Source organism: Neobacillus sp. SuZ13, from assembly GCF_030123365.1.
In the GTDB taxonomy this organism is placed as follows: domain Bacteria; phylum Bacillota; class Bacilli; order Bacillales; family Cytobacillaceae; genus Neobacillus.
In genome coordinates this window covers 4,721,087-4,739,158 of the sequence record NZ_CP126107.1, presented here as the reverse complement: position 1 = coordinate 4,739,158, position 18,072 = coordinate 4,721,087, and the positions used below count along the sequence as shown (strand labels likewise).

Sequence of the window (18,072 nt, the reverse complement as noted above, 5' to 3'; positions counted from 1 at the left end):
TAATAATATTTAGTAATTATGCAAAAAATGTTGACAAATGTAATTGCGGCTTTTCCCTTCTTATCGTATGATTAAATACATATTAAAGATTGTTTACGTTCTCACAAACAAAAACAAAAAACAAATGATTAAGTTTATACAACCTGTTGTAAAATAATGAAAACGATGATCGTTCTAGGAGAGTGTATTTTAGGTGAATATTACAATTTATGATGTCGCAAGAGAAGCAAATGTTTCGATGGCTACGGTTTCCCGTGTAGTAAACGGAAATCCGAATGTTAAACCAGTAACAAGGAAAAAAGTGTTAGAAGTAATTGAAAGACTAGGATATCGTCCTAATGCTGTGGCAAGAGGATTGGCTAGTAAAAAAACAACAACTGTCGGGGTCATAATTCCTGATATCTCAAATATCTTTTTTGCAGAATTAGCTCGCGGGATTGAAGATATTGCAACGATGTATAAGTACAACATCATTTTAAGTAATTCAGACCAAAACAAAGATAAGGAATTACATTTGCTCAATACAATGCTTGGCAAACAAGTGGACGGGCTAGTATTCATGGGTGGCAATATTACTGCAGACCATGTCGAAGAATTTGAAAAATCACCTGTACCGATTGTGCTTGCGGGTTCGATTGAAGAATCGAACACGATCCCTTCCGTGAATATTGATTATGAGGAAGCAGTATATGATTCCATCAAGGAATTTATCGAAAAAGGTCATAAGAATATTGCCTTTGTGGTGGGTCCACTTCATGAACCTAAGAATACAATCAAGAAATTGAGAGGGTATCAAAGGGCATTACAGGAATCTGGTATTGCTTATAATGAAGAACTTATTGTGGAAGGAGATTATACTTACGACTCTGGGATTGAAGCAATCGAAAGACTTCTGGAAGTCTCTGCTAGACCTACGGCGATCTTGGTTGGATCTGATGAAATGGCTCTTGGAGTTGTCCACGGTGCAGAGGACAAAGGATATAAAATCCCAGAGGATTTTGAGGTAATCACATCTGATAATACAAGGTTGTCACTAATGGTGCGTCCGCAATTAACAACCATTGTTCAGCCGTTATACGATATTGGTGCGGTTGCGATGCGTCTATTAACCAAATTGATGAACAAAGAAAAGGTGTCAGACCAAATTGTGGTTCTTCCACACCGGATTGAACACCGTCGATCAACAAAATAATTGGTAAGATGGGTTGACCAAATTAGGTCAACCCATCTTTTTATATGGATTCACTTTTTTGCTGGCTTCGAATCGGGTAGAGTGCTTTTTCAAGAGTTAATAAATTCTTTTCGGTAATCTCTGCTTTTCTTGGGATGGGGGTATATAAATTTTCTGTATCGTCCCATTCCTTTGGTAATCCTACAGGGGATTCTTTTTGCCAAGCATCTAGCCATTCCTGTGGTAAGCTGCCATAACAGTTTGAGTTTTCAGTCATCTCAAGCCAAATGAGAGCCCACGCTCTCGGCACCACCCGCCAGATATCATAACCGCCGCCGCCAACAGCAATCCATTTACCATTACAATATTGATGGGCGATTTCATGGGCTAGTCTAGGTATTTCACGATAGGTTTTCATGGTTGAAGAAAGATGTGTTAGTGGGTCCAAATAATGAGAATCTGCACCGTTTTGGGTAAGAATCACATCGGGTCTAAAAAAATCAGCTACTTCTCTAAGTGCATGTGTATAGGCGTAAAGCCAAGATTCATCTTCGGTAAAAGCATCAACGGGTATGTTAAATGAATAACCATAGCCCATGCCTTGTCCCCGTTCGTTCACATTGCCTGTGCCAGGGAATAGATATCTTCCTGTCTCATGAATGGACAGTGTGCATACCTTTGGATCATCGTAGAAGGACCATTGAACCCCGTCTCCATGATGAGCATCTGTGTCCACGTATAAAACACGAGCATTATATTTTTCCTGTAAATATTTGATGGCGACTGAACTATCATTATATACGCAAAATCCTGACGCTTTTCCCCTGAATCCGTGATGTAATCCACCGCCTAAATGGAGAGCATGCTGGGCCTTTCCCGTCATAACTTGATCGACAGCTGTTAGTGTCCCCCCAACAAGCAGGGCGCTCGCTTCATGCATGTTAGGGAATATAGGGGTATCTTCTGTACCGAGACCATAGTTTTCTGCTATATCTTGAGACAATTGACCATTGCCTGCCTTTTTGACTGCTTCTATGTAACTCCGATCGTGAATTAAGGCTAACTCTTCATCAGAGGCTATTCTTGGCGGGATGACATTTTCTAAATGAAGCGCATTCAACTTTTCTAATAAGTCCACTGTTAATTTAAGCCGGAATTGGTCAAAAGGATGGTGATTGCTGAATTTATATTTCAGCAGCTCATCTGAAAAAACGAAGGAACACTTATCACTCATATTGAAATCCCCGGAAGATTAGGCCAAAGCACATGAAAACCTGCCTGTTTGAGGTCTTGAATCAACACAGTGGGATTCATTGTCTGTAATCTAATCACAAGTATTTTGTACTGATCATCCAGCCTATCAGGATAAACGAGGACACTCAGAATATTTGCTTTCCGATTCTTAATCACAGTGGTTATTTCACTAAGTTTACCGGCAAGATTCGGGACTTTTATCTCAATTTGAGAACCTGGCTGATGGGCACCTGTTAATTCCACCATTGTCCGAAGTAAATCTGTTTCTGTCACGATTCCAACCAATTCTCGGTTATTTATGATGGGAAGACAACTGATTTTATGCTCATAAAAAAGGCCAGCTACTTCTTCAACAAAATCTAAGGGATGCCCGGTAATAACGTTTGGCTCCATAATTGCGTTAAGTGGTTTTTTCATATCTTCTGGATGCTCATTCGCATGGAAAATTGACGGTGTTGCTTCATGGATTTTTGCCACTGTGACAAGGCCGACTAAATGTTTTTCATGGTTGATAATAGGGATATGGCGTATTTTTCTTGACTCCATTAATTGAATGGCATCCGCAATTGTATCTGTCGGAAGAAGTGTGGCGACATCTGTTTTCATGATTTGTTCTATTATCATTGGACATCCTCCTTAGCTTAATCATTTATCATGAACAAAGATTAAGTTAGTACATAAACCGGTTCATAAATCTGAGGCGGTCAAATTTTTGGATGGTTTCTCGATCGAGTCTTTTCCCCATCCGAGCCATGAGACAGTTGGCTGGGTGTGAGCAAATTTCAGGATCATCGGTTGCATACCATTCAAGACCACCCGCATTCATCATCTTTTCCATGATCTTTCGGTACTCCCACACATTCAGATTGGTACCTTTTAAATCCCAGTGCCAATAGTACTCAGTCGTGATGATGAGGTAATCTTCCATCGCATCATCCATCATGCCGACAATAAGAAGATTTTTACCAACAGAACAGCCTCTATATTTTGGAATGACTTCGATTGCACCTAATTCGATTAAATTTTCAATTTTGCCCTCTGACCATCGTTCAAGCGGATCAGGGTATAGAAAGGTTACATAACCCACAATGGTATTTAGATGTCTGGCAATAATAATTCTGCCTTCTGGAAGGTTTGCTATTCCAATTAAGGCCTGATGCTGCTGCCTGGGCTGGCGGAAGGCAATAAGGTCTTCATGGAAATCGAAGCTTGCTAGTTTATCTGCAGTAATAGGTCCTTCAACGATTATAGAACCATGAGGTGTTTTTAATTGTTTGGCATTGTATGTCTTTTTGTGTTCCATACGGTCACCTACCTTGGGAAAATCAATCCATATTAATTCTATTATACATAAAATCTATCAATGATAAGTAACTTCACAAAATTTTCTGTAAGATAAGAATAATATTTTCTAGGCATTTAGTAAGTAAAAATAAAAAATGTATATAATTTACTTTTTAAAAAATTGCGAATAGTATATATTTGTACTATAGTAATTTTAAAATAAGGTCAAAGGGGGAGATTAAATGAAAGTGGAAGCGTTACCAGTCGTACAAGGGGATCATAATCTAGTAAATTATCAAGAAAAGTATAGGGACTTTGATTGGAAGGAAACGGAAAAGGAGTTTACATGGAGCGAAACTGGTCTTGTCAACATGGCTTACGAGGCCATCGACCGTCACGCGAAAACCTTCCGGAAAAATAAAGTAGCTCTATATTATCGAGATGGATCTAGAAATGAAAAGTATACTTTTAAGGAAATGAAAGAATTATCAAACAAAGCGGGCAACGTGTTAAAAACATTCGGTGATGTCGATAAAGGCGACCGTGTCTTTATTTTTATGCCGCGCTCTCCTGAACTTTATTTTACAGTATTGGGTGCCATTAAACTTGGTGCGATTGTTGGTCCTTTATTTGAGGCATTCATGGAAGGGGCTGTCAGGGACCGTTTGCAAGACAGTGAGGCGAAAGTTTTAGTTACCACGCCTGAACTGTTGGAACGTGTACCTGTTCAAGAGCTGCCAGCACTAAAAACTATTTTCCTTATTGGCAGCAATGTAGATGAGCAAGGACCATATATTGACTTTCTGAAAAAATTTGAATCTGCAAGTAAAGAGCTTCAAATTGAATGGGTTGACAGGACCGATGGTCTCATCCTGCATTATACATCTGGGTCAACTGGGAAACCAAAAGGCGTACTGCATGTACATAATGCCATGCTTCAGCATTATCAAACAACAAAATGGGTGCTCGATTTAAAAGAAGACGACGTATACTGGTGTACAGCAGACCCAGGCTGGGTAACAGGTACCTCTTACGGTATCTTCGGGCCATGGTTAACAGGAACATCGAATGTGATTGTAGGCGGGCGCTTTAGTCCGGAATCTTGGTATCAAATGATTGAAGACTTCGGGGTAACAGTTTGGTATAGTGCACCAACGGCGTTCCGGATGTTAATGGGTGCAGGTGATGAGTTAGTTAAGAAATTTAACCTAAGCAGCCTCCGTCACGTCCTAAGTGTTGGAGAGCCTTTAAACCCAGAGGTAGTTAAATGGGGGGTAAAGGTATTCAATAAGCGCATTCATGATAGTTGGTGGATGACAGAAACTGGTGCACAGCTGATTACTAATTATCCTTGTATGGAGATTAAGCCTGGCTCCATGGGTAAACCAATTCCAGGGGTACAAGCAGCGATTGTTGATAATCAAGGAATCGAGCTGCCTCCATATCGAATGGGGAACCTAGCGATTAAAAAAGGCTGGCCTTCCATGATGCATACGATTTGGAATAATCCTGAAAAGTATGAATCTTACTTTATGCCAGGTGACTGGTATGTCTCAGGCGATTCAGCGTACATGGACGAAGATGGCTATTTCTGGTTCCAAGGACGTGTGGATGATGTCATTATGACTTCAGGAGAGCGAGTCGGGCCGTTTGAAGTAGAAAGCAAACTTGTCGAGCATCCTGCTGTTGCTGAAGCAGGTGTCATAGGGAAACCAGACCCTGTCCGCGGGGAAATCATTAAGGCATTCATTGCACTGAGGGACGGGTACTCGGCAACGGATGAACTAAAAGAAGAAATCCGCCAATTTGTCAAAAAAGGACTGGCCGCCCACGCAGCTCCACGTGAAATCGATTTCCGTGATAAACTGCCGAAAACAAGAAGCGGTAAGATCATGAGACGGGTACTAAAGGCATGGGAACTAAACCTTCCAACTGGTGACCTTTCTACGATGGAAGATTAAAAGGATCATTTTTTATTAAGGAAAATAAACACGAAAAAGCCAGGCTATACGGCCTGGCTTTTTCGTGTTTATTTAGGAGAGTGTTGAGTCTTTTGGGGAGGAGGGAAAGAGGAAGTGGCCGATAAGATGGTCAAAGTGGCAGATAAAAATCAAAAGCGGCCGATAAAAAGTTAAAGTGGCCGATAAAGTTGTGAAAGTGGCCGATAAAATCAATTCTTCTGGAATTCATTACATTTCACACTCAACTTTATAAATTCTGGGTAAATGAATGTGGAATCATTCTAAAAAAAGAAACCCACATCGAAACAATCAATTTCGATGCGGGTTTTTGGCTTTATGGGGTTGTTGCTGGATCTGTCGGTTGATTTGGCTGAGTTGGAACGTTAGGGTCATTCGGTACGACAGGATTAGTTGGAACCGTTGGTATGATCACACCTGCATCGACTAAATTCGATGGAGCAGACTCCTTACCGGCTATATCAACTGCTGTTACATAGAAAGATCCAGTCCCCACTTTAAATGAACGCTTAGAACCATTTACTACACTTCCTACTTTTTTAGCGCTTACCCCACCTTGATAGATGCGGTAACCAACGACATCCTTATCCTCTGAGGCTGACCATGATAAGGAATTTCCTTTTGCTGTTACGCTAACACTAGCAGGGCTTTTTCCGTTATCGGACATTCTTGCGGTTGAAACAAGAATTTTTCCCCAACGATCCTTCTGTGGAATCAGTTGACTATAATTATGGAAGTTACTTCCAACAATTCGTTTGATAAAATCAGGATTTAATACGAGACCAAATTGGGAAAACTCTTTTGGTGTTGAGTCTAAGGCTAAATATTTTTTGTCACCTACCGTGACATAGTTTGCTTCAATTAAGCTATCGTCTACTTTTGTAGGTACATTATTCACATTAAAGTAATCACTTTCGATTAAGCCCGCTTTTGAACAAGCTTCAGAAGGAAGCATTCCTGAAACAGCACAATAGGAGCGTTTCACGATTCCTTTTGGCATTTTAAATGACTTGTCTGGATCAATTAAATCTGGTCTAATTTTATAGGCAGCGTTCATTAACTTTGCCCATAAGTTATTGGTCCGTGCACTATATGACATTCCAGATGTCTGGAGCGATTTTGGTGTATCATATCCTCTCCAAAGACCAAAGGTGACATTAGGGTTTGAAGCAACAAACCAGGAGTCAATATATTGATTTCCTGTCCCTGTTTTCCCTGCCCAGTCGCTGCTAAAGTTTAATTGGCTTCTAACACCTGCAGCCGTCCCCATTTTAACAACGTCTCGCATCATATCAATGGTTAAATAAGCTGTTTGCGGTTTAAAGACTTTAACAGGTGTTACTTGATGCTGATAGATGACCTTGCCGTTTTTATCAACAATTTTATCAATCATATAGGCATCAACAAATTTTCCCTCGTTAGCAAAGGTGCTGAATGCATTTGTATTTTCTTCAATCGTTACCCCATTTGTCATTGAGCCAATCGAAGTAGCTAGATTTGTATAATCATCTTTTCTTAAAGAGGTAAATCCCATTTTTTCAAGATACTTGGCAGGACGCTGTTCAACGATACTCTTGTAAAGTTTAACAGCTGGAACATTATAGGACTTCGCCAGGGCATATCTTGCTGAAACCAGTCCACTGTAGCGATAGTCATAGTTTTGCGGCCATGGATCACTTCTGCCGGGCGCTAAAGCTAACGCTACGTTTGGAAGTGGTGTGCCTGGAGCTACTTTTCCTAACTCAATCGCTGGAGCGTAGACTAGAAGTGGTTTCATAGTTGAACCGTTTTGTCTAATTGCACTGGTTGCATGATTAAGCTGTTGATCATCATAATTCCTTCCAGCCACAAAACTTATAATCTTTCCAGTTTTATTTTCAATCAATTCTGCTCCAACCTCGGCGGGTTCCATAACCGTTTTAACTTCACCAGTTTCAGGATCCTTTTTTTCCTGAGGTTTATCAGGTCCGTAATATTGATAATTATCTTTTACCTTTTGCATGGCATCATAGATTTTTTTGTCAATTGTCGAATGGATCTGGTATCCATTCTGACGCAAAGCATTTCTAGCTAAGATTTGATATTTGTAGGCTAGATTATCATCGTTCTTTAACTCTTTTTCTGAAATCCCATCATCTTTTGCTAAAACAGTAGTTAAAACCTCAATAGAACGCTTTTCAATTTCAATCGTTAGCCACGGGTATTTTTCCAGTGGATTTGGAACGGGTTTGATAAAATCCTTTTTAATATCGTAGGCAGAAGCCTCAGCATATTGCTTTTGAGTAATATAACCACCGTCAAACATTCTCTTTAAGACAGTTTTCATCCGTGTAAGACCTGGTTCAAGATATTTTGGTTCTTTTATCGTACCTTCTCTTGTGAAAGGCGTATATCCGAATGGGCTTTGAGGCAATCCGGCAATGAAGGCCGCTTGTGGTAATGTTAAATCACTTGCCTTTTTACCAAAAATTCCTTTTGCTGCTGCTTGAACACCAGCAATATTTCGTCCAGACGAATTTCTCCCTAACGTAGAAACGTTCAAATAGGCTTCCAAAATTTCTTTTTTATCAAAAAATTTCTCTAACCGAAGGGCAAGTAAAATCTCACTCGCTTTTCTTTGAAATGAAACTTCATTAGTTAAGATTTGATTTTTTATTAATTGCTGTGTTAGTGTACTGCCGCCGGATTGAACTGCGGAATTTGTCACTTCTTGGAAGACAGCCCGAAATACGGCTTTTGGTACGACACCTTTATGTTTGTAGAAGTATTCGTCTTCTGTTGCAACAACTGCGTTTACCAAATAATCGGATACATCGTCTAGTTTTACTTCTTCCCGTTCTAAATCTGTACGGAGTTTTCCAAGATATTTATTATCGGCAAAATATAACGCAGAGGTTTCTGTGTAGTTATAAATATCCTTTTTCATGCTATCATAGGAACGGACAGGTTCATCTTTAACAAGTGAGGCAAAATAACCAGCACCGACACCTGTAGCAAATGATCCACCTAGAATTACCACTGTTAGTACAAGGAGAAACAGATTCCAAACGACTTGATATGTGATTCGTGCACTTTTAACCGTTTTTCTATGGGTAAATATATTCAGTACGGACTTTGCTTTTTCGATCCAGGCTTGTAATTTTTCAACCATCTATAGTATCACCTCATCTAAAATCACATACATTATAGCATATCAAAGGTATAAAAACTGACAAAGTTCTACATTTATCTGAAATTTCCAGTTATGTTGACAAGGAACTATAATTATGGTAAAAAAAGCTATACATTAATTTAATAAGTATGCTGTGAAGGGAACCAACTGTAGTTCTTCTATCCCTGTTTGAAGAGAGTCAGCGGTGGTGTAAGCTGATACAAATAGAAGAATGAATTACGTCCTGGAGCTTTCTCTGTGAAAATTGATTGCTAGTAGCGGAGAACGGTCTTAACCGTTAATTTTTTGAGTTGGAGGAACTATTCCTCAAGCTGGGTGGTACCGCGTAATTTTTACGTCCCTGCATTTATGCAGGGGCGTTTTTATTTTTTACAAAATTGGAGGAAATATTTATGGAACTATTACAAGATTTAGCATGGAGAGGGATTATCTATCAGCAAACCGATGAAGAAGGTTTGAAGGATACATTAAGTAAGGAGCCAATTTCCTTATATTGCGGGGTTGACCCAACCGCAGATAGTATGCACATTGGCCATTTACTGCCATTCTTAACACTAAGACGATTTCAACAACACGGACATCGTCCGATTGTATTAGTTGGCGGAGCCACAGGATTAATTGGTGACCCAAGTGGAAAAAGTGAAGAACGAAAGCTGCAGACTCTTGAAACTGTTCAAGATAACGTAGCGGGTATTAAGAAGCAGCTTGAATCTATTTTCCAATTTGAAGGCGAAAATGGGGCTATCATGGTTAATAACTATGATTGGGCAGGTTCTATGGATGTTGTTACCTTCTTGCGTGATATTGGTAAACATATCGGTGTGAATTATATGCTTGCTAAAGACACCATTGCCAACCGTCTTGAGACAGGTATTTCATTCACAGAATTCACATACACCATTTTACAAGCAATGGATTTCCTTCATTTATATGAGCATCACAATTGTAAATTGCAAATCGGAGGAAGTGACCAGTGGGGGAATATCACTACAGGGTTGGAATTAATCCGTAAAGTTCAGCCAGAAGGCTCGAAGGCATATGGGTTAACGATTCCACTTGTGACAAAAGCAGACGGTACAAAGTTTGGGAAAACGGAAAGCGGTGCGATTTGGTTAGATCCTGAAAAAACAACACCTTATGAGTTCTACCAGTTCTGGATTAATACAGCGGATGCCGATGTTGTTAAATACTTAAAGATTTTCACATTCCTTTCGCACGAGGAAATTGAACAATTAGAAAAAGCTGTTCAGGAAGAGCCTCATCTTCGTAAAGCACAAAAGGTATTAGCTGAAGAGATGACACGGTTAATACATGGAGAGAATTCTTTACAACAGGCGATTAAAATCTCTCAAGCGTTATTTAGTGGGGATGTAAGCAGTCTTTCAGCGGCGGAAATTGCGCAGGGCTTTAAAGATGTACCAGCATATACTTCACAAAATGAGGAGAATTTGGTCGATCTATTGGTTGCAGCGAAAATTTCTCCATCTAAGCGTCAAGCACGGGAAGACATCGCAAATGGTGCCGTCACAGTTAATGGTCAAAAAATCACTGACACAACTTATGCTCTAACGGAAACAGATCGGATTGAAGGGCAGTTTACGATTATTAGACGAGGAAAAAAGAAATACACATTAATAAATTATTAATAAAAAGGGGCTTTGGAGTAATCAAAGCCCTTTTTTTGCTTATAACTAAATTCCTGTAACAAGGTGTTAAATACATTCGTCTAATATACAAAGAAAAGAGCATTCCGGGGGTGAATTGAGTGAAATTTTTATTGCACTTCCTATTTATCATTCTCATCGCATTAGTTACATTTTTCGGATTAGGTCCTGTGTTATTCGCAGACGGGGTTTTACAAGAAAGACTTTGGACTGCTGCTATTGTCATCGTTATCTATATCATACTATCGTATTTATATCGGAAATCAATCCATTGGGTCAATCGACGATAGAAAAAGATCCTGTACCAACAACTATAAAAACCAAAAAGGCACAACTAGCTATTATTCACTAGTTGTGCCTTTTCCAATAGGACAGCTTATGCAGCTTGTTCTTCGATGTGTTCTTTGACTTTATGACCTTCCCATTTTGTGATTACAATAGCAGCTAGTGAGTTACCAACAATGTTTACACATGTACGGGCCATGTCCAGCAGCCTGTCTACGCCTAAAATAAACGCCAAGCCCTCGACTGGAATACCGACACTTCCTAAGGTTGAAAGCAGGACGACAATTGAAACACCAGGAACACCTGCAATCCCTTTTGAGGTAATCATTAAAATAAGGACTAATGTAATCTGTTGTCCAATGCTCATATGAATGCCATACATTTGAGCGATGAACAGTGCTGCAATCGCCTGGTACAAGGTTGAACCATCGAGATTAAAGGAATAGCCAGTCGGAATCACGAAAGAAGTAATCCCTTTCGGACAGCCGATTCGCTCCATTTTTTCCATAATTTTCGGAAGGACGGTTTCCGAACTTGCTGTGGAATACCCTAAAATTAATTCGTCTTTCAAGTAAGCTAATAGCTTAAAAATATTATAGCCGGCTATTTTCGCAACGATGCCAAGAATGACAATAATAAAGAATATCATTGCGCCATAAACGGTCATAACCAATTTTCCAAGCGGTATTAATGATTCCAACCCAAATTTTGAAACCGTAACCCCAATTAAGGCAAACACCCCAAAGGGAGCAATCTTCATAATTTGATTGGTTACATAGAACATCGCATCAGCTGTACCCCTAAAAAACGCGATAATCGGCTTGCCTTTTTCACCGATTGCCGCAACGCCAAGTCCAAACATTACGGAGAAGAAAATAATGGCCAGCATGTCCCCATTTGCGAACGCCTGCACCACATTAGTCGGTACGATATTCACAATTGTATCAATATGGGAGTGTGACTCCGTTGCTTTTTCAGTCGTTACATAGGAGCTGATGTCCGATTTAACGAGTTGTGAACGGTCCACGCCTGTACCCGGATGGAAAACATTGGCGATTAATAACCCAACAATGATTGCGATTGTTGTAATAATTTCAAAATAAAGGAGCGTTTTTCCGCCGAGCTTCCCTAACGATTTCATATCGCCCGTACCTGCCACGCCGACAACAAGGCATGAAATAACAATCGGGACGACAATCATTTTAATTAATCGTAAAAAGATGTTTCCAATCGGCTGTAAAAATTCCTCAATATGTGGATTTCCGTAAAATATGGCACCCACAATAATCCCAAGAATTAAACCAATAAAAATTTGCCATGCTAAACTAATTTTTTTCACTCGCTTCTCTCCCATCGATCCCTTTTTTTGATAGTATTATAGTAGAATATAGTTTGTAAACGTTACCAACGTTTTCATCATACTTGTAGTACTACGATAAACTACAAAAAACTACAAAAATGATTAAAAATATTTTTAAAATTGATAATATTTTTTTTACAATAGAAAGGGAGTAATTGTATTCGCGATAAATTATTAGCGTATTTATTTATGATGATTGCTGTGCCCATTACTGGAGAATTAAAGTTTTACCCCCTAAACGGAGCTGATTTAAGATTCAGCATGAGTACGACTGTATTCTTCTTCATTTTGTTATGGTCACGAAAAATCCATCCCGTTTTAGCCGGCTTTTTAACGGGAAGTGCCGTTGTTTGTTTTCGGATGATTCTGGACAAATTACAGGTTGGCTCATTCGATTTCCCTATCCATTTTCCCGTGTTTTTTTATTACATGGTCTTCGGCATGTTTTTCCATATTTTCAAGGTAAAGAAATTGTATCATCGGCCGCTTCTCATTGGTCTGCTTGGCATGGGGCTCGAAATCATGGGGAATGTTACCGAAATGACCATTCGCCATTTTACAACCGATATGAAAATGACAACTTCGAGCTTCTTAATTATTATAGGGGTAGCGATCATCCGCAGTTTCTTTGTCCTTGGTTTTTTCAATACCATCTTAGTACGGGAAACTAGGTTGGCTGAAGAGCAGCAAAAAAAGCGGACCGAAGAGGTTTTACTATTAGTCTCAAATTTGTATGTAGAAATGTTTCAATTGGAAAAATCAGCGAAAGATGCGGAGAAGTTAACCAGCGCCTGCTATGCAATTTATCGTGATTTGAAAGCTCTAAACAATCAGAAACAAGCGCAAGCGATGCTGAAAATCGCCGGGGAATTACACGAGATTAAAAAAGATAATCAACGTATATATGCCGGTTTGTCCAAATTAATGGCCAAAGAAAAATTAGATGATTTTATGAACATTCAGGAAATCATTTTTGTTGCAACCATCTCGAATAAAAATTATAGTGAGTTGCTTGGGAAAACGATTGATTTCCAAGTAAGAATTTCCGGTGAACATCCGGAGTACCGCACTTTTATCCTCCTTTCCCTAATTAATAATCTTGTCGCCAATGCTGTGGAAGCTATCAATCAAGAGGGGCAGATTGTGATAACGGTTGAAAAGGTTCAAGACCTAGTCAAAATAACTATAAAGGATAATGGAAACGGGATTTCTAACAAAAACAAAGTGTATATTTTTGAACCAGGCTTTACGACGAAATTTGACCAAGCCGGAATCGCTTCTAATGGAATTGGTTTATCCTACACAAAAAATGTCATTGAAGATCTTGATGGCAAAATTAACTTGATTGAGTCTTCAAAAGAAAAAGGAACCACCTTTGAAGTTCAGCTTCCGGTTGTGAATTTAACGAAAAAGGGGTGATTTACAGTGAAATTTTTTATTGTCGATGATACCCCAACTATCAGAGGGATGTTATCCAATATTATTGAAGAAGAGGGATTGGGCTCGGTTGTGGGGGATGCAGCTGACGGGTCTGAGGTAGATGCACATACCCTCGATATACAGGAAGTTGATATTCTAATGATTGACCTGCTCATGCCCATCAGGGACGGGATTGAGACTGTCAGAGAAATTGCTCCCTCCTTTCGGGGAAAAATCATCATGATCTCCCAAGTCGAAACGAAGGATATGATTAGTGAAGCGTATTCCCTAGGTGTCGAGCATTATATCACAAAGCCGATTAACCGGCTTGAGGTGGTAAGTGTCATTAAGAAAGTAAGTGACTATCTTTTACTGGAAAAATCACTTCATAACATTCAAAAGTCATTAAGCTTTTTAAATACGCATAATACAAAAAAACGGCTGTTTGAGAACACTCTCTCAAGTAAACAACCTTTGTTTCCGTCCTCTGCCAAAAGCATCTTGCTTGAACTTGGAATTGTTGGCAAAAACGGTGAAAAGGATTTGCTGGATCTTCTAGAAATTTTACATCAATGGGATATGGAGGGAAATCGGGAGCTCCCGCCTATGAAGGATCTTTATGAGCAAGCGGCTAAAAAGCGGCTTGGTTCGTCTGTCTCTCCGGAGGAAGTAAGAAAAGAAGCTAAGGCTGTGGAACAACGGATCCGCCGTATCCTCCAACAGGTGCTCGAGCATCTTGCTTCACTGGGATTAACCGATTATGCCAACCCAACATTTGAGTACTACTCATCCAAATTGTTTGACTACACCCAAGTAAGAATGAAGATGCTCGAACTGGAAGGAAAAAACCACACCACAACTACCCGAATCGACATCAAAAAATTCCTCTATGCTTTGCAAATGGAGTCAAAAGACAGACTGTTCCATAGGTAGATTGCTCTCGTTCAAACGAGTTTCCTCTTGGCAAAAACAAAAAAGGGCCAGGACGGCCCTTTTAAATGTGCTTTAATTCCTATTGAAATAGAATGATATAATCGTTATATAATAAAAATAAATAAGTTATCATGACTAGAATGGAGAATTGAAGTAGATGTTTAAAAAAGGATTTGCAATCTTTGTTGCAATGTTTGTTTTATTTACAGGATTTCATGCGGTTAAACCGGTTCATGCTGCGACAAGCGTAACAAAATATGTCACAGCGACTGCATTGAATGTCAGAACTGGACCGGGAACGACCTACAAAGTGGTAACAACTGTTAAGAAAAACCAAGCTGTAAAAGTTTCACAAACTAAAGGGTCTTGGGATAGAGTAACTGTTGGTGGTAAAACAGGTTGGGCATCCAATCAATACCTAACGACTAAAAAACCCGCACCTCCTAAGAATTTGGCGGCAGGTTTAAAGACAGTAGGAAGCAACAAACAGTTAATTCTTGTCACTTCTAATGGGTACAATACCCCTAATGCTCAAATTCGTACATTTGAAAGAAATTCCCAAGGTAAATGGATTCCTGTTTTAACCACAACAGGCCATATTGGTAAATATGGATTTGCCTCTGCAGCAAATATGCATGAAGGCGGTAAAAAGTCTCCAATTGGAAAGTATTCAATTGGTACAGCATTTGGACGTTATGGAAATCCGGGTACCAAAATGCCTTACCGAAAAATCACAATCGATGATGTTTGGGTAGATGATCCAACTTCAAAACTTTACAACACTTGGCAATCAAGAAGTAAAACACGAGGTCAATGGAAGAGTGCTGAAAACATGAATATCTCAGCTTATACCTACGGTTTCGTTATCAACTACAATACACAACGAACTCCGTATAAAGGCAGTGCTATCTTCTTCCACATTGGAAGTGGCTACACGCTCGGATGTACCTCAACTTCTCAAAAGAATGTTGTAAACATCTTGAAATGGTTGAATCCTAAAAAGAATCCAGTTATCATTCAAACTCCGATTAAGGAGCTAAATAAATACTAATTCTACACAGAGAAAAAACAGAGTATTTTTCGTGTTTTTTTGTCAGTGGAATAAAAACATTTGAAAGCACCCTATGTGGTGCTTTTTCATTTGCTCGAAAACGTTTGCGTTGAGCTTTTTCTTTATGTCCAAAATAAAGGAGTACAAAGAACCTTCTTTGAGCTTTATACTAGTTTAAAGAGAACTTGAACAGTTCGAACCACTTAACAAAAAGAACGGTTAATCAGTTTTTCTGTATAATTGTACTGAAATCGCTAACAATCCAAATAGCTCCACACAAAACTTACGATACTAAAAAGTTATAAATATAGTTAAAGATATTAAAATGATTCCGTCATTTTAAGTGATTAGTAAATCTCATCTTTTAATCTTTAGAGAGAGGTTTGTCAAGGGGAATGGTTTGATCACCTCCCTGTTTATGGGGGAGATAAAGCCGCATTTAATTTCGCAGATTATTTTAAAAAGATAGAGGTGTCTACTTAATGAACAATATACTCGTCATTGCCCCCTATGAAGCCTTAGTAGAGCAAGCCGAAAGAATGAATGAAATTTGTGATATACCCTATGCCGTTATTCCAGGGAATCTCAAGGAAAATCTTGATGAAATCAGATCTTATATCAATCAAGGTGTAGAGATCCTCATCTCTCGTGGGGGAACAGCCCAAGCTTTACGAAATTCATTCGATTTACCTGTCATTGAAATACCCGTTACGTCTGTCGACATTTTAATGGCGTTAAGTAAGGCAAGTGAGCAAGGTTTTAAAAAAATCGCCTTTATCACGACGTTAAATATTTTATTTCAAGCTAAGCATTTTAATAACATTATGGACATAGATTTGCAAATTTTGCCCTGTCAAGATGCTAACGAAATACCTGCGAAGGTGAAACATCTTATTGAAGAACAGGGAATAGATGCAGTAGTGGGTGATGTAGTAGCCACACAACAAGCAATAGAGCGTGGAATCTATGGATGTCTTTTAGAATCGGGTCCTATGTCCCTTCAAATTGCCCTTAGTGAAGCCGCGACAATTTTAAAATCAATGGAAAAGGAGAAGGCTCGTTTAAAGCAACTTGAAGCGATTCTTAATTTTACAACTGAGGCAGTTCTTACAATAGATAATAACGAGAAGGTTACCGTTTATAATGCATCAGCTGAGAGAATATTTGGCGTGCCAATAAACCAGGTACTCGGGAATAAGTTAACTGAGTGCTTACCCGAAAGTCTATTGAATAAAGTTTTATCCGAACATGATGAGGAAAAAAATATCCTTCTTAAGATTAATGGAAAGAAGATTGTTTGTAATCGGATTCCTATTATCATTCATGGTAGATTCCATGGAGCAGTGGCTATTTTTCAAGAAATTGGTGAAATTCAAAATTTAGAAATGAACATCAGGACTAGGCTTAATGAAAAAGGATTAGTGGCCAAGAAATCCTTCAATGATATTCAGGGTGATAGCCCAGAAATGCTCAAATGTATTCAACAAGCCAGACAGTATGCTAAATCTAACGGTACAGTTTTAATTTATGGTGAGACGGGGACAGGAAAGGAACTCTTTGCACAGAGCATTCATAATGAGAGTAAGCGGGTTAAGGGACCTTTTGTTTCCGTTAACTGTGCTGCATTGAGTGAAAATCTACTCGAAAGTGAACTTTTTGGATATGTCGAGGGTACTTTTACAGGGGCACTGAAGGGAGGTAAGATGGGGCTTTTTGAATTAGCCCATGGAGGTACATTATTTCTCGATGAATTAGGGGAAATCTCCCTTAATTTTCAAGCGAAACTCCTAAGGGTATTGCAAGAAAAGGAGGTTCGACGTGTTGGAGGAGATCGGGTAACTCCGATTGATGTTCGGATCATCTGTGCTACGAACCGGGAGCTGCGTGAAGAAGTTCGATTGGGGCGTTTTCGTGAAGATCTTTATTACCGGCTGAGTGTATTGGAGTTACAATTAATACCACTTAGGCAGCGTAAAGACGACATCGTCCCTATGGCTATATCCTTTTTCAAGAGCGAATGTATAAAAGAGCAAAAGGTTTTGTTTTTGCCGCTGGATCAACTTTTTGATTGTCTAAAAAGTTACGATTGGTTTGGTAATGCGCGGGAATTGCAAAACTTCATCGAAAGGTTAGTCATTAGTACTGAGGAGGGTGAAGAGTTAACAGAACACAAGATTTGTGAGCTGTTGGCTGAGAAGAAAGGGAAGCTTTACGACAGAGGGGGACAAAATCAAAACGAGTTACAAGTCGCCATTTCAAATCGATTTGAGGACATGGAAAATCAGCTCTGGAAGCAGCTTCTTGAGCGTTATCATGGAAACAAGGATAGACTTTGCAAGGATTTTGGAATAAGTAAAACCACCCTTTGGCGTAAGTTGAATTTTCATAAATGAGTTGCATCATTTTATATTTAACTATTATACAGGCGTTGGTTAAGTTGTTACAGTTGAAATGGAGAGACTTGTTAGATGAACGAAAAGATTTATTGAAGAATAGAAAA

The 18,072-nt window shown here is 39.2% G+C and carries 13 protein-coding genes and 1 other annotated feature; of the genes, 8 read left to right on the top strand and 5 right to left on the bottom strand.

The window, feature by feature from the left end; genetic code table 11:
- Positions 1-193 precede the first annotated feature (193 nt).
- A complete protein-coding gene (gene ccpA / locus QNH17_RS23415) occupies positions 194-1,192 on the top strand; it encodes a catabolite control protein A (protein WP_283875453.1) in 999 nt (332 codons plus the stop codon).
- Between the two features lie 40 nt (positions 1,193-1,232).
- On the opposite strand, the gene QNH17_RS23410 is transcribed toward ccpA, so the two are convergent.
- Genes QNH17_RS23410 through QNH17_RS23400 form a run of 3 tightly spaced genes read right to left on the bottom strand, consistent with a single transcriptional unit; the run spans position 1,233 to position 3,728 of the window.
- Positions 1,233-2,405, bottom strand: a complete 1,173-nt coding sequence (locus tag QNH17_RS23410; protein WP_283875451.1) for an acetoin utilization protein AcuC — start codon at positions 2,403-2,405, stop codon at positions 1,233-1,235.
- Positions 2,402-3,049, bottom strand: coding sequence for an acetoin utilization AcuB family protein (locus QNH17_RS23405; RefSeq protein ID WP_283875449.1), 648 nt, complete (start codon positions 3,047-3,049; stop codon positions 2,402-2,404). The genes QNH17_RS23410 and QNH17_RS23405 overlap by 4 nt, the downstream gene beginning before the upstream one ends.
- Before the next feature lie 46 nt (positions 3,050-3,095).
- A complete protein-coding gene (locus QNH17_RS23400) occupies positions 3,096-3,728 on the bottom strand; it encodes a GNAT family N-acetyltransferase (RefSeq protein ID WP_283875446.1) in 633 nt (210 codons plus the stop codon).
- 223 nt (positions 3,729-3,951) lie between these two features.
- On the opposite strand from QNH17_RS23400, the gene acsA reads away from it, so the two are divergent.
- Entirely contained in the window at positions 3,952-5,670 is a 1,719-nt protein-coding gene (gene acsA / locus QNH17_RS23395; protein WP_283875444.1) for an acetate--CoA ligase, read from the top strand.
- A 334-nt stretch (positions 5,671-6,004) separates the two neighbouring features.
- On the opposite strand, the gene QNH17_RS23390 is transcribed toward acsA, so the two are convergent.
- Entirely contained in the window at positions 6,005-8,839 is a 2,835-nt protein-coding gene (locus QNH17_RS23390; RefSeq protein WP_283875442.1) for a transglycosylase domain-containing protein, read from the bottom strand.
- A 145-nt stretch (positions 8,840-8,984) separates the two neighbouring features.
- Positions 8,985-9,205, top strand: a binding site (T-box leader).
- A gap of 47 nt (positions 9,206-9,252) precedes the next feature.
- Here QNH17_RS23390 and tyrS point away from each other — a divergent pair.
- A complete protein-coding gene (gene tyrS / locus QNH17_RS23385; protein ID WP_283875441.1) occupies positions 9,253-10,506 on the top strand; it encodes a tyrosine--tRNA ligase in 1,254 nt (417 codons plus the stop codon).
- A gap of 119 nt (positions 10,507-10,625) precedes the next feature.
- Complete coding sequence (locus tag QNH17_RS23380) at positions 10,626-10,814, top strand: DUF6954 family protein (RefSeq protein ID WP_283875440.1); 189 nt, start codon at positions 10,626-10,628, stop codon at positions 10,812-10,814.
- 86 nt (positions 10,815-10,900) lie between these two features.
- On the opposite strand, the gene QNH17_RS23375 is transcribed toward QNH17_RS23380, so the two are convergent.
- On the bottom strand, positions 10,901-12,148 hold the full coding sequence (locus QNH17_RS23375) for a cation:dicarboxylate symporter family transporter (protein WP_283875438.1): 1,248 nt from the start codon (positions 12,146-12,148) through the stop codon (positions 10,901-10,903).
- A 210-nt stretch (positions 12,149-12,358) separates the two neighbouring features.
- Between QNH17_RS23375 and QNH17_RS23370 the strand changes: the two genes are divergently transcribed.
- From QNH17_RS23370 to QNH17_RS23355, 4 genes are all read left to right on the top strand, one after another.
- Positions 12,359-13,588, top strand: a complete 1,230-nt coding sequence (locus QNH17_RS23370; RefSeq protein WP_283875437.1) for a sensor histidine kinase — start codon at positions 12,359-12,361, stop codon at positions 13,586-13,588.
- 6 nt (positions 13,589-13,594) lie between these two features.
- Positions 13,595-14,521: a response regulator gene (locus QNH17_RS23365; protein WP_283875435.1), complete on the top strand. Its 927-nt coding sequence runs from the start codon at positions 13,595-13,597 to the stop codon at positions 14,519-14,521.
- Positions 14,522-14,678: 157 nt separating this feature from the next.
- Positions 14,679-15,572, top strand: a complete 894-nt coding sequence (locus QNH17_RS23360; RefSeq protein WP_283875433.1) for an SH3 domain-containing protein — start codon at positions 14,679-14,681, stop codon at positions 15,570-15,572.
- Between the two features lie 482 nt (positions 15,573-16,054).
- Positions 16,055-17,965, top strand: a complete 1,911-nt coding sequence (locus QNH17_RS23355) for a sigma 54-interacting transcriptional regulator (RefSeq protein ID WP_283875432.1) — start codon at positions 16,055-16,057, stop codon at positions 17,963-17,965.
- Positions 17,966-18,072: the final 107 nt, after the last annotated feature.

Excerpts from the sequence above, each read along its gene's own strand:
- QNH17_RS23360 (WP_283875433.1), top strand. The coding sequence starts at position 14,679 with ATGTTTAAAAAAGGATTTGCAATCTTTGTTGCAATGTTTGTTTTATTT.
- QNH17_RS23370 (WP_283875437.1), top strand. The coding sequence starts at position 12,359 with ATGATGATTGCTGTGCCCATTACTGGAGAATTAAAGTTTTACCCCCTA.
- QNH17_RS23405 (WP_283875449.1), bottom strand. The coding sequence starts at position 3,049 with ATGATAATAGAACAAATCATGAAAACAGATGTCGCCACACTTCTTCCG.
- QNH17_RS23410 (WP_283875451.1), bottom strand. The coding sequence starts at position 2,405 with ATGAGTGATAAGTGTTCCTTCGTTTTTTCAGATGAGCTGCTGAAATAT.
- tyrS (WP_283875441.1), top strand. The coding sequence starts at position 9,253 with ATGGAACTATTACAAGATTTAGCATGGAGAGGGATTATCTATCAGCAA.
- QNH17_RS23390 (WP_283875442.1), bottom strand. The coding sequence starts at position 8,839 with ATGGTTGAAAAATTACAAGCCTGGATCGAAAAAGCAAAGTCCGTACTG.
- QNH17_RS23355 (WP_283875432.1), top strand. The coding sequence starts at position 16,055 with ATGAACAATATACTCGTCATTGCCCCCTATGAAGCCTTAGTAGAGCAA.
- acsA (WP_283875444.1), top strand. The coding sequence starts at position 3,952 with ATGAAAGTGGAAGCGTTACCAGTCGTACAAGGGGATCATAATCTAGTA.
- QNH17_RS23400 (WP_283875446.1), bottom strand. The coding sequence starts at position 3,728 with ATGGAACACAAAAAGACATACAATGCCAAACAATTAAAAACACCTCAT.